The organism is uncultured Chloroflexus sp., from assembly GCF_937951745.1.
In the GTDB taxonomy this organism is placed as follows: domain Bacteria; phylum Chloroflexota; class Chloroflexia; order Chloroflexales; family Chloroflexaceae; genus Chloroflexus.
Map to the genome: position 1 here is coordinate 1 of NZ_CALFBQ010000081.1, position 15,449 is coordinate 15,449.

Consider the following 15,449-nt stretch of genomic DNA (forward strand, 5'->3'; position numbering starts at 1 on the left):
GCTCGCCGGTTGTCGTTGCAAGCCGAGCGCAGTGCGGCGAAGCAATCTCCCGCGAGCACGGATGAATCCTGCGCAGGCGTGCTTCCTGTCCTCCCATCTCCCGTATGTTGCATCTGCGGGGGCTGCGCCCCCTCGCAATGACAGACGCACCATATCATTGCATACCGCTATTTATCTCCTCCCAACGCCACAAACGCGATCAACTCAGCCACCCGTGCCCGCCATGCCGCCTCGTTGTGATCCGCGCCGGGAAATTTGCGCGTGATCCAATCGTGACCGTGCTGGTAACCAGCCCGCCGCATCCACTCGTCCATCCTCTGCTGGAACGGCTCATATTCGGCGTCAAGGCCAACCGTGCCGTAATCGAAGTAGAAGCGGTGGCGGCCCGGTGGCGGCAAGAGCGCAGCTAGTTCATCAACCAAGATATTGCCGCCCACCGGCCAGTGGGTCGAGAGACACCCCGCACCGTGAAAGACTGCTGGATAGCGGCAGAGACCGTAGAGCGAGATCAACCCGCCCATGCTCGATCCCATAATGAAGGTATTGGCTTGATCGGGCAGGGTAGGATAGTGAGCATCAATAAACGGCTTAATCTCTTCGACCAGATAGGCCAGATACATATCCGACACCGGCTCGCCGCCCATTCGCTCGATAATGCCTTCCCAACCGCGCGTCTGGCGGAGGGCCGCGAACGGTTGTTGCGGTGCGTACTCGCGCCAGCGTCGATCGGTACACCAAATCCCAACCACAATCGCGCCGGGCCAGCCTCGCTCGGCGCGCAGCCGTTCAATCGCCCGATCAACCGCCCAGACCTCGCCATCGTCCCGGAGGGCGGGATCAAACAGATTTTGGCCGTCGTGCATGTAGATAACCGGCAGGCGTTGATCACCAATCGCTGCCGGCGTCCAGACATCAACGGGGCGTGATGGAACGTAACGGCTCGTGATAGTCGTATGGCGAACAAGAGGCATCCTATTTCCTTTTGTCAAGATGGCCCGCTAGGCCATCGCTGCAATATTACCGCCCTAACTGGTATGTGATCACCCCATCGGCGCGGGTGCCGATCCAGAGCACCCGTCGCTGATCAACTGCCAACGCCAGCGGTTCAGCGCCGGTAAAACCAGAGTCGCGCGGTAGAAAGTTGCGCCACGTGTGGCCATCGTAACGGAGCAGAAAACCGCCGGTGGTGAGCGGACGGGCCGCGCCGACCCATAGTTCGTTAGGAGCCGGCTCGAGTAAGGTCGTGATCGTCTGCGCCGGCAACTGTCGGTTGGCGGTGGTCAACCACTCCCAGCGCGTACCATCCCACCGCGCTAGACCTTCACCCAGCGTCGCTACCCACACGATGCCGTTGTGATCAACCAGAATAGCCGAGATTCCTGCCCCGCCGAACCCATCGGCGCGATCAAAATGCTGCCAGCCACCGGTGGCCGGCGTGTAGCGGCTGACGACGCCAAGCCCGCCAAACCACACTGTGCCGGCGGGATCGAGTGCAATCGCAAGCGCCAAACCGCCACGCGCCGCTTGGGGCAACGGCTGCCAGCGCCCATCAGCATAACGCACTGCGCCGCCGGAGCTAGTGCCTAGCCAGAGCGTGCCGTCTGGGCCAGCGACGACCGTGCGGACCACCAGATCGCGCTGGCCGCCGAGCGTTGGCGTCTGCCACTCCCAGCTCCCATCAGCAGCTACTAATGCTAAGCCACGATTACTTGCTGCCCACAAGCCGGATTCGGTCTCGGCCAATGCATAGACTCGCCCTAGTGGCAGGCGTGTCCAAAGCGGTGGATCTTCGCTCACTGCCGGTGCTTGCCAGATGACCAACCCGGTCTCACTACCTATCGCCACGCGCCCATCGCGCAACGGTTGAATAGCGTATACCGCTCCCGGCGGCAACCCGCCGGCGCCCGGCGCGATCGCGTTCCAGCCAATACTTCCGAGCGTAACCATCACTAATGCTGTGCCGTAGACGGCAGCGATAAACCCAACCAAAAGCGCCAGCGCGATCCACGCAGAGCGGGGCGGTCGTAGAAACATGATCTCGCTCCAACCCCAATACTCATCCAGATCGCGCAGCCACGTTACGATCCGGCCCAAGACCGGCGCCGCCAACAGCGCAATGGGAATGACCAGCGTGAGCGCATACTGCGGCCATTTAACCGGCCACCAGAGCAGGATCAGCAAGCCGCTCACGAACCAGACGGCAAGATAGCGGCGTTGCGGATTGCGCCACGCGGCGGGCAGACCGATCAAGGCCAGCAGGGTCAGCCAAGGATCAGGGCCGGGGAAGAAGAAGACTTCGGGGTGCCATTCAACCGCCGGCGCTGTCGCGATCCAGATCAGTGGTTGGTACCACGGATAGCCGGCGACTTGCACCTCGCTCCCGTGGGTGTACGCCGTCCAGAAACCGGCCATGGTAGTGAGGCGAGTCACCGGCTCACGCCAGATCGTTGGGTTAGCAAGCGCGAAAATAAGCAATGCAAGGCCGGCCACCTCCCCCAACCGCAGCGCATACCATACCAACCCCCTGCGTTCTTGCGGCTGTGCAGTTACCTCAACGCGCAACGCAGCCAGCGCAAGCATGATCATCGCCGGCAGAGCAACAATCGTGTAGGACATCTTGGCCGCCGTTGCCAAACCCCATGCCATGGTACCGATCCATAACCATCTACGCCGGTGGCGCGTTGCTGGCTGGCAAGCGTGTTGCCATGCGCCGATGGCCGCCACCACAAGCGCCAGCGGCAGCGCCTCAAGATACGCCTGCGCCGTGTATTTGATCGTTAGGGTATGGACGGCAAGTAAGCCGGCGGCCAGCGGGCCGGCGCTGAACGCCAACAACGCAACTGCGAGTGTGCCAAACAGCGCCGAAATCAATCGCGCCACTAAGAGAACAGTCGTTTGGTTGGCGCTCTCGCCCAACAGCAGCGCCCCACCGGCGTAGACCAGCTTGGAGAGCGCCGGATGCTGGCGATTGCCGGGATAATCGATCACTCCCATCCAATCGCCCTGCCGGATCAGGCGCGCATAATCGAGCGCCGCCCCTACATACACCGGCTCATCAAAATCGGGCGGCAGCGCTAACGCGGCCCACAAACGGAGCAGCGCGGCCAGCACAATCACGCTGATCAGCCAGCCGCGCGATACAGTAGCGTTCACGGTTGTTTATCCCTTAACACCGCCAACCGTCAACCCCGACACGAGGAAGCGCTGGAGCATCAAGAAGACAATGATCGTTGGCAGAATAATCAACAACCCGCCGGCGGCAAAGTTGCCCCACGGCACGCTCTGGCTGTTGGCCAAGCTGAAGAGACCGGGTACCACTAACTTCATATTGTCGGGAGCCGGCACCAACACTGAGGCAAAGATATAATCACCCCAACCAGCCAGAAAGCCAAGCAGGGCCGTAACCGCTAAAGCCGGACGCGCCAGCGGCAACGCGATCAAGATAAATGACTGGATCGGCCCGCAGCCATCAATCATTGCAGCTTCTTCTAGCTCGATTGGGATCGTATCGAAATAGCCCTTCATATTCCACGTGCTAAAAACCAGCGTGCCGGTTGTGTAAGCAAGGATCAGACCTTCGTGCTTGCCGTATAAGCCGAGCGCCGTCAGCAACTGTGCCACTGCGACGAGACTCAAGACACCGGGGAAGGTTTGAATAGCCAACAGGAGGATGAGGGCAAACTCGCGACCATAAAACTTAAACCGCGAAAACGCAAACGCCGCCGAGGTGGTAATCACCAGCGAGGCGACTGTTGTCACACCCGCCACATACAAGCTATTCCGCAACCACGTCAGTAGCGGCCGGTCAAAGATCATCGCTCGATAATTCTCAAACGTCCACTCGGTAGGGATAAACATCCCAAGCAGGTTGAGTGTATACAGCCGGTCGCCGGTGCGGCCCGAAGCCAGAAAAGCAAACCACAGCGGGTAGACAGCAAACAACACCCCGAGAATGAGGATAGTGTACTGCAAGATGAGGACTGGTCGAGTAGGTTTGCGGATCATGACTCGTAAGCCCCTTTCGTGATGCGCGTCAGCCGCAGGCTGTAGAGCGTCGCGGTGAAGAGGAAGATGAAGAGAATGACGGCAAAGGCAGTCGCATTCCCGTAATTCTGGGTTTGGAAGATTTGCTTATAAGCGTAGACAATCACAAACTCAGTTGCGCCGGGCCGGCCAACCTCGCTAATTGGGCCGCCCTGCGTGATGGCCCACACCGTGCCAAACATCTGAAACGCGGTGATCGAGGTCAGCACCGTGGCCGGCAATACCGCTGGCCGGATCAACGGCAAGGTAATGCGCGTTAATTGTTGCCACCACGACGCGCCATCAAGTTCAGCCGCTTCATAAACATCACGAGGCACCGACTGTAACGCGCCGAGGATCACAATCATAAAGAAGGGGTACGAGAACCACGTATCGACCAGCACCACAATCAAAAACGCACTTACCGGATCACGCAACCATGACATCCCGGAAAAACCGAACAAAGTCAACACTTGATTGAGCGTGCCTTGCTCGCGAAAGAAGAACTGCCAAATCAGGGCCATCAAAATCGCCAGTGATGAGGCTGCCCATGGCACAAACAGCAACACCCGGAAGAGGGTGCGTCCGGGAAGGTTATCACTATTCAAGATCAACGCAAACGTTAAGCCGAGCAAAAAGCTAAACGGTACCCGCGCGATCACGAAGAGCAAGGTACGGAAAACCACCACTACAAAATCGCCAGTACGCATCAGGGTGTCATACGCTTGCGCCACATTGACCACGGCGGCCAGAATGAAGCCCAACACTAACGCCCCCAGCCATACCATCGACGGCGCAACCGGCGGTTCTAACATCTGGTTGAGGCGACGATTAACAAATGAAGCAGCAATCAGCGGTACGAAGCAGAGGGCAATCGCCACCATAGCGCCGAGCGCTTCCGGCGTGAAGAGGTTACCAATCAGATTCGCGTAATTAGCGTAGATTGGGTCTTGCAAGCGGTACGGCTGCCCTAGACCTACTGGCGTACTGGTGCGGAACTGCGGCCAACACAACGGGTCAAGCAAACCGGTGAGGAAGATTTCGCAATCGGGATTGGGGCGGAAGCGATTACGATTGGTAAACGAGGTATAGACGCTGAGCAGAATAGGATAAATATTAAACAGCAGAATACCAATAATGGTAGGACCGGTAAAGAGCAAAACGGTGAGCGCCTTACGGCGATTAGACCACGACACCATGTGCGTTACCTCACTGGAAGCAACCGGAAGGCCGTTGAGCGGCTGCCGGGCGCCCGACCGGCGCGGCGGTAGTTAGTGAGCCGGACACTGTTGTCCGGCTCAAGTTGATAATCGCCATTGACAATACTGCGGGGTAAGAAAGCAATTCTCACCCCGCACCGCCACTTACTTCATCTGCATAATCGCAGCTTCAATCGCCTGCGCAGCAGCAGCCAGCGCGTCAGCCGGCGACTGCGTGCCCGTCCAAATGGCCACGCTCGCATCACCCACCGGACCCCACTGGGCCGAGGCAAACGGCGTGTTAGCCATTGGCACACCAGCATTCAACGCCGCGCCAAAGCCCGCCAGCGTCGGCAACGCCGCCACTTCCGGATTCTGCAATGCTGCAGTCGCCGCCGGCACCGTCTTGTTGGTCAGCGCCAGCTTTGCCTGTACCTCGGCGCTGGTGAAGTATTTCATGATGTCAAGCGCCACTTCAGCATTGCCGCGCTCAACCGCATTGCGGGTCAGCATAAGGGTCTTAATGCCGACGAACGGCTTGCCCAGCGGCAGAATGCCGTAATCAACACCATCTTGTTCGATACCGGCAATCGCCCACGGGCCGGTCCACCACATCGCCGCTTTGCCTTCAGCCAGCGCTGCCTTGCAGATGTCGTAGCTCTGCTCGCTGAACGAGACTTTGCTCATTTCGGCCAGCCACTCGCCGCCCTTGATCATTTCAGGGGTATTAACGTAGACATTGCCCTCATCGTCAACGTAGCTGGGCACGCCATAGCCGAAGTAGATCGGCGCAACGTGATAGGCATCGCTGCCGCCAAAGCCCTGATTGCAGACCAGCGTCTTGTCGGGGTTGGCCGCGCGGAAATCCTTCGCCATCTGCAACAGCTCATCGAGGGTGCCCGGCAGCTTCATATCGCCGATCACCTTCTTGTTATAGATCAGCGCAATACCTTCCTGCGTCTCTGGCAGCGCCCAGATCTTGTCTTGCCAGATCACACCGTTGACTGCCGCTGGCTCGTAGGTGCTGCGCAGGAAATCTTCGGTGATACCGTAGTCATTGAGGGCGACGATATTACCTACCAGCGCCTGCTGGCCAATCTGGTCATTGGCCCAACCGATGATATCGGGGCCTTCACCGGCCGGGATAGCCACGTTGAGCGCGTTGCTCACGTCTTCGGGCTTCGAGAGGTCAATCTTTACGTTTGGGTGTGAAGCCTCGTAGTCGCGGAACGCCTGCTCAATCGCGGTGAGGTAGGCGCCATCCCACTGGTGCCAAATACGGATGGTCACTTGCTGCGCAGCCGGAGCAGCGGTCGGCTGCGTAGCCGGAGCAGCGGTCGGCTGCGCAGCCGGAGCAGCGGTCGGCTGCGCGGTCTGGCCGCCGCCACACGCCACAAGCATCATGGCTGCGGCGAGAAACACTGCGATCAAGGCACGCTTCATTGCATTCACGGTTGTACTCCTTAACTGTGTCTACGACGACGACAGCACGGTAAAGGAAAATTTGTGATAATGGGTAAACGAATCCGGCAGTAACTGAGCGGTATGCAGCGATTGAATCCGATCCACCTCCTTTCTGTTCATGTAACAGGAGCGCATCACGCGCAGCCGAGAAGGAGAACACGTATGAATAAGAGGCCGGCGTTGCTACTCGCCGTTGTCAGGCAAGGAGCTAGCCAAAGGGTATTTGGGGATGTTTCCCTTCCCTGCGCTTGATGACAATAGTTGTGCTAGACATTGTTTTATATACAACCTTTTCGAGCACAACTATACCTCATTCCTGCACCCCTGTCAAGTAGGTGCAAGTAATTATACCGCAGAATACAATAGCACAGCGAGGCAATGATGTAACATTGCCCCGCCATGTAGCGGCCCGTAAGGATGTAAGGGTATCGCGTCGCGATACCCTTACGGGCCGTACCGCCAGCGCACATAATGCTGTCCGACATTACCCATCTCGACCCGCCAATTCGGATCGTTGTCAGGAGTGTAGGTCAGCACCCGCCGTTCAAAGGCCTGCATCAGCACATCTTTCTCGATGCCGCCGACCTTAACTCGCGCCCAATATGGTTCGCTAATTGGCAAGCCCATCACGAAGAGCCAGTCGATGATCTGGCGGTTCACATACCGGCCATTCTCAAACACGACTCCCTGTTGGGCGAAGTAGTCGAGGAAGACTTGCGGGATATTGTGGCCGAGAGTCGATTCGTAACTGCCAATCCGCACGTCGTAGCGGGCCAGATCGGGTCGATCAACCACCAAGCCGTCGCGGTTGAGGAAGGCGGTCACAACTTGCCCGGTTTGATCGGGTGCGCGGTGTTGGTTGACCGGGAAGGCGACGTTGCGCAACGTAGCATAGGTGGGTGCGTTGGGATTGATGCTGGCCGGATCGCCGGCTACTGCTTCGGTGGCCGGCGCGCGCTCTTCAAATTGGGCATCGCCAAGCTGTACCCGCCCGGTCAACATCTCGACGACGAGCAAACCGTTTGTGACGTACCACTGGTTGCGTGGTGCCTCCGGGTTGTTGATCTCCATCCGGCTCTTGTCAAAATATTGCACTAAGCGGCTACCACCGGGGCTTTGCACGTATGGTTCGCGCATCGCGCCGCTAATCGGTTGCGGCCCCCAAATCCACGAACGCGGGCGCAGACCCGGCGCGCCGCCAGCCACCGGTTGGTCAGTGCGCTGCCAGACGTTGCGCATCGCATCGTCGGCAAAGGCGCCATTGGCCGGCACAAAGCCGCCGCTCACCGGAGGCTGCGGTGGCGACGGTGGCTGCGGCTGCGGCTGAGCCGCTCCCGGCTGGTAGATGAGGTAGATCGGGCGCGGGCCGACATCAAGAGTCAGAACTCCTCCCGCTGCGGCTTGCCGACGCTGGCTGCCATCGCGGTCAATGATCGTTACTTCGGTATCGGCACTAGGGATGCGCACCTGCCCACCATCCACTGCCCAGATGACTTCGACCACACCGCGATCAGCGGCAAAGCGGGCAGCGTAGGCTTCCGGCCCACTGTAGCCGGTCAGATCGTCGAGGTACATCACGCCCTCACCGGTGCGGCTGTCGGGGTCGTCGTCAATCACGATCGCCTGCAACGCAATCTCGCCGTCGAGTTTGCCATCGACAAAGCGAATCTGGTTGCCCGGCTCGACGGGGCCATTCACCGCCGCCACCAGTTCCTGCCAGCCGGGAGGGCCGATCTTGCCGAGCCGGTATTGCAGAATTTCGCCTTGCGCATCGCGCAGTTGCACTTTGAGATCGAAACTGCTGCCGTCGCCATACACCCAAAGCCCAATTTGGGTCGTGCCGGCAGGGAACGTAATGGCTTCGCGCGGCGTGAAGCTGACGTAATCGTTGCCAGCAGTGGTGAAACGATACCGCACCTCAGCCGCACTGCCGCCGCTGCGCACTTGCGCGCTGCTCTGGCTAATCGAGCCATTACCGGCGGGGAAGGTCTGCCACGCGATCGCTCGCTCAAAGTCAAACGCGACCCGCGCTTCGCTCAACCGGCGCAAACCGAGCGGCTGCCGCCCGCCTACCTGCTGGTTAAGCGTGCGAAAGGCGTTGAAGGCTGGTTTGAATTGGCTATAATCGCCTTGCCCACTGCCGTAGCGCAAGAGGCCATAGGCGTTAAACGGCGTGCCGTTGCGCAGTTGCATGTCTTTGAAGCGGTACATGATGATCCGCTCGACGCCAGCCTGCCGCAACAGCGCCATCGCCCGGATCAGATAGTTTGCCTGCGTTTCCCCATCAAACGCCCGCTCGCCGGTGCGATCGGTCGGGCTGTCGGCCCAGCCGAATTCGGTCACCCAAATCGGTTTGGGGCCGAGCCGGGCGGCTAACGTCTGAATCGCGCCGATCCCGACCGTATCAATCGAGCCAGCCTCCGGGCCAAGCGGATCGGTATAGGGATGCAGCGCAATGATGTCGAATGAGTTCCACGCGCCGTTGTCGGCGATGACTTGCAAGAACGATCCGGCTGGTTCAGGCGAGACAATACCGGCTGCCAGCACCATTGCCCCCGGATCAGCGCCTTTGATGGCAGGATAGACTGCGCGCAACAGCCCAGCATACGCTGCCGGGTTGGGTGAGGGCCGCCAGTATACTGGGTTGTCTGGTTCGTTCCACACCTGCCAGTAGCGCACCCGGTCTTTGTATCGGTTGACTACAGTAGCGGCAAACTTGGCAAAGAGTTGCGGATCAGGCGGGTAAAAGCTGCCTTGCTCAGGCGGGATGTTGTCGTCAGCCGGATCGGGTGTGCCCCAACCCACCGCCGGGTTGAGCAGGCCGACGATGTTGACGCCGCGTTGCACCAATTCATTCACCGCCCGATCGGTGAACGTCCAATCAAATTGGCCGGGACGTGGTTCGATCCGGCCCCATTGAAACTCCTCGCGCACCCAGCCCAAACCGCTCTGGGCAATCACATCGGCGGGTCGGTTCAGCGAGTCGGGGAAGGGGTAGCTAGCGGCGATGTGGGTATTCGCGCCAAAGACCGATGGGTTCGCCGATTGTGCGACCGGCGCCACGGCAAGCCAGCCAGTCAGTAGCACTCCAACCAGCAGTAACAGGCTGAGATGGCGAGTATAACGCATACTGCATTCCTCTCCAAACTACCACAGGATCGACAACCGTAGTATACCGGTTTGGCAAACCCGAGACGGTAACACTTTTTGCAAAATTTTGCGCCGGCCATACTTTGCGATTGGCCGGCGGTTGCGTATCAGCGTTGATATGATCCAGATTACCGCGATACGAGCGGGATCAGCACGTGGTGTTGCGCCGGAGGCGTTTCAATTGGCACGGCGTAGGCCAGCGACGGCCAGCCAGCTCCATCGATAAAGCGCACGTACATCGTAGTCAGGAGATCCGTATTGGCGGTAAGCGAGGGCACACTGTCTAACGGCAGCGCAATCTCGGACGCGTATGGCAGGCGCATCGCATTGGCAAAGTCACGGCGCGTGCTGATTTCAACCGCTTTGGTCGCTGCTGGCGCTTGCGCGTGAATAATGAGATGCTGGCCATTGAGATAGGCCGGCGTAGACAAGCGGTATTCCGGCGCCGGCCCAAGCCCGCTGACCGTCACCGTTTGCGTGATGATCGCAGAGGCATTGCCGGCTAGATTGAGTGCGCGAAACTCAACCACATACTCGCCATCGTAGAGTGGCAGCTCAATCTGCGCCAGCTCACGAACACTATTGTACGTACCATCCACTGGCTCAACGAATTGCCAGTCGCTCTGATCCACACGATACTCTATCGCAGTGATTGGATTAATGGTGGCATCAGGTTGCACCGGCGAGGGGTATGGCACATCACGCGCCACCAGCTCAACCAGCAGACGCTGGCCCGGTTCTTGCTGTACGGTAGTAAGCGTCAGCGACGGCATCGTATCGAGCACATCAATGATCCCATCGCCATCGCTATCGCGATACCCAAGCTGCGCCCGCGCCGAGGCGTCAATCGCGCCGTTGACAAAGCTGTTGATCAGTTCGCGCATGATGCTCGGTTCGTTTGTACCACAGTCATTGAACATACTGTTGGTCGTGGGGGTGAACAGATAACCGCTGCGCTGATCACACCTGACTCCGGCGGCGCTGTACTGATCAAGCGCGCCAAAGAGATGGGCGAATTCGTGGGCAATCACTGCGCGCAGCCACTGCGTAGTATACGGGCCGCCGTCAGAAGTGACCACACTAAAGGGGCCATGGAGATACGCATACGCGAAGCGGCCATCGGCGAAGTAACCATCATCACGCGCACTATTGACAATAAAGATCATTGTTGCCCAATCAGCGCCACGCTGGTCACGCAAGTCAAACACGGCTTGGAAGGCTTGCTCAAAATAGTTGTTGCTCGTGTAGCCCAATGTCCGCAAGACATCACTAATCCAAAGACCCTCTTGCGCCAAGCCATAGCGGATCGGCTCGTAGCGGGTTGGCACAACTTGCACTACTACATCAAACTCAAGCCGAGCCGCTGGCAACCGTTCGCGCCACCAATCGAGGGCAGCACGAACTTCAGCCATAACCTGTTCGATCTGGGTCTCAGTCCAATCTTCGCTTGAACGATCAAGTGCGCCAGTGCTTTCTGGCAACACGATGCGTACTGCAACCCGGCCAGCAAGGTATTGGCTCGGCAAGCGCAGGTCTTGTTCGTCATCGACGGCAAACGCGAGTGATGCCGGCGCTGGGGCAAGCAATACATCATCAGCCGGCAGCGGTAGGTTGGGTTCCGTACTAGGAGCAGCCTGAAGGGTAACGATAGGCGCTAAGACTAAGCAAAGCAGCAGGCTGAGAAGAAGTTTAGTACGCATAGCGGCCTCGCTCGGATAGAATGAGAGTGAGTGGCAAAGCCGTTTCTTGATTTCACTGTAGCTTGCCGAGGTGCAGATTCCGAGGGGCGAAAGAGTCCCGTCGTTGCGATACAAGGAGGGGCATACGGCGACGACAAGAGATAGGAGCAGCGTACTAATCTACATTGGAAAAAGCTATTTCAACTCAGTGGCGATGTACAATAAGGTTGGCAAGCCACGTTACGCAGCTCTATCTTCGGAGGAGGTAGAATGGGATCGTTGCTCCCATGGTTGATGCAGATTCAGCACACTAACGAAGATATTGTCCGGCGCGGGCGGATCATTGTGGTATTAGCGCTGTTTGTCAATGCCATGGCGATCATCGCGATTCCGTTAGTGGTGATTACAGTGACGCAAACCACATTTGAGCTTATCGCGATCAATCTGATCGGGCTGGTCGTTTACACGACGGTGACGATTCTTGCCCAAAGAGGGTTGGTAGCGGTAAGCGGGGTCATCTTTGTAGTCACTATTTCATTGCTCACACTGATGGCCACGTTTGGCTCTGCAAACGATAACGCCACCTCTTACAGTTCTCCCTTCTTTCTGACCTTTCCCATCATCATCGCTTGGTTAGTGCTCAAACCGGCATTGGTGTGGATAACGTTCCTCTTCAATCTGTCCGGCTTGCTCAGGGCATGGCAGCTTACTGGCATTCCGCTGTTGGTCAGCCCCTCTGAAGGCGCGCTCCAAAATGTCGCGATCTTGTTGCTGTCTGGCACGACTCTCTTTGCCTTCGTTGGCGGGCGCACGACTAAGCAGGCGTTGCGTGAAACGTGCCGGTTGCACGAAGAGGCAAGCCGGAACGCCTGCCGGTTCACAGCGCTCAATGCTAAGTTGGAAACGGAAATCGCGGAGCGTACCGCAGCATTGGAAACGACGTTGCGCGATCTCGAGCAGCACGTGGCGGCACAAGCCCGCTTGCTAGCCGAGAGTGAGCAGCGGCAGCAGGTCATCCGCGATCTGAGCGTACCGAATCTTGTCGATGCGCGATATGACCTTGGTCATGCCACTGATTGGCCCGCTCGATCCGGCGCGGCTCGCCGATCTGCAACGACAGGCGCTCCGCCAGATTGCCCAGACCGGCGCGCACGATCTGCTGCTCGATATCACTGGCGTACCGACCATCGATCCACAGGTTGCGCAAGGCTTGCTGCACCTCGTCGCCTCTGCCCGGCTGATGGGAGCGCAGGTCACATTGGCTGGAATCAGACCGGAAGCAGCACAGATCTTGGTGAGTCTCGGTATTAACCCCCAAGAGATTCGCACTGTGAGCATATTACAGGCAGCGTTAGTTCAACGGTAGGTAGTTAGACAACATGCAGCACTTAGCAACGCGATACCGGAACAGGTATCATTGAGATTACAGATCGTTCCTCACGCATGCTTGCAGGAGCCGCTATGCAATCCTTCTTTACGTGGCTAACCCAGATCCAAAGCACGAATGAAGATGATCTGCGCCGAGGTCGCACCACGATCGTGATGGCGCTGGTGATGATTGGGTTAGCAGTGCTGGCCATTCCGATCAGCTTCCTTAGCGATGCTGCGCTCAGCGGGGTTATCATTATTGCGATTGGAATAACCGCCTATCTTGGTACTATCGTCGTTACCCGATTGGGCCGGGTCAATCTCGGCGGTTTCATGTTAATCACCTTTATTATCCTGCCCATCTTAGCTTCAATCGCGATTAAAGCCTCGCCAACCAGCCCATTTACCTCACCGTTTTATCTGATTCTTGTCTTGCTCGTAGCCGGCTTAGCGCTGCGCCCGGCACTGATATGGATGGTCTTGGCGATCAATGTCGTGGGGTTATTCACTGCGTGGAGCATTGCCGGAATACCGCTGTTCGCCGACGCGCTGGAAACCTCACTAGAGGCGGCGGCGATCTTTTTGCAAATCGGCGCTGCGCTCTTCATCTTTGTCGGCGGAAACATTACCGATAGCGCATTGCAAGAGGCACGGCGGCTGCGCGAGGAGGCACGGCAGAGCGCGGCTCGGTTGGCAGAGTTGAATGCCAGCTTGGAAACGCAAGTCGCGCAGCGCACGTCGGCGTTGCAAACCGCTTTGCGCGATCTTGAGCTGCGTGCGGCGGAACAGGCCCGCTTGCTAGCCGAGAATGAACAACAGCGGCAAGTTATTCGCGAGCTAAGCGTGCCGGTGCTGCCAGTGCGCGATACAACTCTCGTGATGCCGCTGATCGGCGCAATTGACACTGCGCGCCTGAGTAATATGCAGCAGCATGCCCTTGAACAGATTGAACAGACCGGTGCGCATGAACTGCTGATCGATGTCACCGGCGTACCGGTGATCGATACACAGGTGGCCAAGGGGCTGATTCAGTTAGTGGAAGCGGCACGGTTGATGGGGACGCGGGTGATGCTGGCTGGTATCCGACCCGAAGTGGCCCAGACGCTGGTTTCGCTTGGGGTGGATTTGAGCAATATTCGCACGTTTAGCACGTTGCAGGCGGCGTTGACGAAGCGGTCATAGCCGCGAAAAAACTCAACCAACACGAATCGGTTGGGATGATTGGCCCTCGTCCCCTTTGCCCCCTTCTCCCACAGTGCGGGAAAAGGGGGCGTTTACGTGTCTGCATCATCAAGCACAAGCAAGGAAAGCGCGGCAGCGTATGGTTCACGCTGATGGTGCATCCTCTGCGCCAGCCGGCGGGGCGAGCTGCGGCAACACCCCACTATCGCCGAGCAAACCGGTTCGCAAGTAGACCATCAGCTTCTTGCGCGTGTCAGCAATATCGTTATTGCGCATATGCAACTGGCCAATCCGGTCTTGCGGGGTAAAGCTGGCTTCGCCCTTCTCCATCGTCAACCGGCTCGGATCATACGTCAGGTTCGGTGAACTGGTATCGAGAATCGAGTAATCATTGCCACGACGCAGACCGATTGTCACTTCACCGGTGATCAAGCGCGCCACCCAGCGCTGCAACGATTCGCGGATCATCATCGCCTGCGGATCAAACCAGCGCCCGGCGTAGAGCAAACGGCCCAGTTTGCGCCCGTACTCGCGGTACTGATCAATGGTATCTTCGTTGTGAATACCGGTCACCAACCGCTCGTAAGCGATGAAGAGCAACGCCATACCCGGCGCTTCGTAGATCCCGCGGCTCTTGGCCTCGATAATCCGATTCTCGATCTGATCACTCATGCCCAGCCCATGCCGCCCGCCAATCCGATTGGCCTCGGCCATTAAGGCGACATGATCGGGGAAGGTCACGCCGTTAATCGCCACCGGAAAGCCCTCTTCAAAGGTAATCCGTACCTCTTCATACTCGATCTGCACGTCAGAGCGCCAGAAGGCGACTCCCATAATCGGGTTGACAATCGTGATATTGCGGTCGAGGAATTCGAGATCCTTAGCCTCGTGAGTCGCGCCCAGCATATTCGAGTCGGTCGAATAGGCCTTTTCAGCCGGCATGCGGTATTCAAGACCAGCCCGGCTCAGATAGGCCGACATCTCGGCCCGCCCGCCCAATTCGTCGATAAAGGCTTGGTCAAGCCATGGCTTATAGATGCGCAAATCGGGGTTAACAAGCAGGCCGTAACGGTAGAACCGCTCAATATCATTGCCCTTGTAGGTGCTGCCATCACCCCAAATATTGACGCCATCTTCACGCATCGCCGCCACCAGCATCGTGCCAGTAACAGCGCGGCCCAGTGGGGTAGTGTTAAAATAGGGCAAACCAGCGGTGGAAATGTGGAACGCACCGCACTGGAGCGCGGCCAAGCCCTCGGCCACCAACTGGTGGCGGCAATCGATCAGGCGCGCCGCCTCAGCGCCGTACATTAAGGCCCGGCGCGGAATATCTTCGTAATCAGGTTCGTCGGGCTGGCCAAGATGAGCGGTATAGGCGTAGGGG

Annotated in this window: 10 protein-coding genes; 2 read left to right on the top strand and 8 right to left on the bottom strand. The window is 58.2% G+C overall.

Going from position 1 to position 15,449, the window contains the following annotated elements; all coding sequences use genetic code 11:
• Positions 1-167 precede the first annotated feature (167 nt).
• The 7 genes from Q1A59_RS16835 to Q1A59_RS16865 all read right to left on the bottom strand — a co-directional run bounded on the left by Q1A59_RS16835 (position 168) and on the right by Q1A59_RS16865 (position 11,536).
• Positions 168-971 (bottom strand): alpha/beta hydrolase, encoded by an 804-nt coding sequence (locus Q1A59_RS16835; RefSeq protein WP_298402364.1) that lies wholly within the window; start codon positions 969-971, stop codon positions 168-170.
• Positions 972-1,017: 46 nt separating this feature from the next.
• Entirely contained in the window at positions 1,018-3,153 is a 2,136-nt protein-coding gene (locus Q1A59_RS16840; protein WP_298490517.1) for a transcriptional regulator, read from the bottom strand.
• 6 nt (positions 3,154-3,159) lie between these two features.
• Positions 3,160-4,005 carry a sugar ABC transporter permease gene (locus tag Q1A59_RS16845; RefSeq protein ID WP_298402368.1) on the bottom strand — a complete coding sequence of 282 codons (846 nt, stop codon included), beginning with the start codon at positions 4,003-4,005 and terminating at the stop codon, positions 3,160-3,162.
• Positions 4,002-5,222, bottom strand: coding sequence for a carbohydrate ABC transporter permease (locus Q1A59_RS16850; protein WP_298402370.1), 1,221 nt, complete (start codon positions 5,220-5,222; stop codon positions 4,002-4,004). Before Q1A59_RS16850 ends, Q1A59_RS16845 begins: the two co-directional genes overlap by 4 nt.
• Positions 5,223-5,387: 165 nt before the next feature.
• Entirely contained in the window at positions 5,388-6,665 is a 1,278-nt protein-coding gene (locus Q1A59_RS16855) for an extracellular solute-binding protein (RefSeq protein WP_298402389.1), read from the bottom strand.
• A 465-nt stretch (positions 6,666-7,130) separates the two neighbouring features.
• Positions 7,131-9,815, bottom strand: coding sequence for a flagellar filament outer layer protein FlaA (locus Q1A59_RS16860; protein WP_298402372.1), 2,685 nt, complete (start codon positions 9,813-9,815; stop codon positions 7,131-7,133).
• Between the two features lie 149 nt (positions 9,816-9,964).
• Entirely contained in the window at positions 9,965-11,536 is a 1,572-nt protein-coding gene (locus tag Q1A59_RS16865) for a hypothetical protein (protein WP_299645275.1), read from the bottom strand.
• Between the two features lie 1,045 nt (positions 11,537-12,581).
• Here Q1A59_RS16865 and Q1A59_RS16870 point away from each other — a divergent pair.
• Together Q1A59_RS16870 and Q1A59_RS16875 are read left to right on the top strand one after the other, a co-directional pair.
• Positions 12,582-12,881: an STAS domain-containing protein gene (locus tag Q1A59_RS16870; RefSeq protein ID WP_298402390.1), complete on the top strand. Its 300-nt coding sequence runs from the start codon at positions 12,582-12,584 to the stop codon at positions 12,879-12,881.
• Positions 12,882-12,976: 95 nt separating this feature from the next.
• Entirely contained in the window at positions 12,977-14,065 is a 1,089-nt protein-coding gene (locus Q1A59_RS16875) for an STAS domain-containing protein (protein ID WP_298402375.1), read from the top strand.
• Positions 14,066-14,209: 144 nt separating this feature from the next.
• On the opposite strand, the gene argG is transcribed toward Q1A59_RS16875, so the two are convergent.
• A partial coding sequence (gene argG / locus Q1A59_RS16880; RefSeq protein ID WP_299645276.1) for an argininosuccinate synthase occupies positions 14,210-15,449 on the bottom strand: 1,240 nt, incomplete at its 5' end.

What these genes read in the sequence shown, in the direction of transcription:
- Q1A59_RS16875 (WP_298402375.1), top strand. Translation starts at nt 12,977, where the DNA reads ATGCAATCCTTCTTTACGTGGCTAACCCAGATCCAAAGCACGAATGAA.
- Q1A59_RS16860 (WP_298402372.1), bottom strand. Translation starts at nt 9,815, where the DNA reads ATGCGTTATACTCGCCATCTCAGCCTGTTACTGCTGGTTGGAGTGCTA.
- Q1A59_RS16850 (WP_298402370.1), bottom strand. Translation starts at nt 5,222, where the DNA reads ATGGTGTCGTGGTCTAATCGCCGTAAGGCGCTCACCGTTTTGCTCTTT.
- Q1A59_RS16835 (WP_298402364.1), bottom strand. Translation starts at nt 971, where the DNA reads ATGCCTCTTGTTCGCCATACGACTATCACGAGCCGTTACGTTCCATCA.
- Q1A59_RS16845 (WP_298402368.1), bottom strand. Translation starts at nt 4,005, where the DNA reads ATGATCCGCAAACCTACTCGACCAGTCCTCATCTTGCAGTACACTATC.
- Q1A59_RS16865 (WP_299645275.1), bottom strand. Translation starts at nt 11,536, where the DNA reads ATGCGTACTAAACTTCTTCTCAGCCTGCTGCTTTGCTTAGTCTTAGCG.
- Q1A59_RS16870 (WP_298402390.1), top strand. Translation starts at nt 12,582, where the DNA reads ATGCCACTGATTGGCCCGCTCGATCCGGCGCGGCTCGCCGATCTGCAA.
- Q1A59_RS16855 (WP_298402389.1), bottom strand. Translation starts at nt 6,665, where the DNA reads ATGAAGCGTGCCTTGATCGCAGTGTTTCTCGCCGCAGCCATGATGCTT.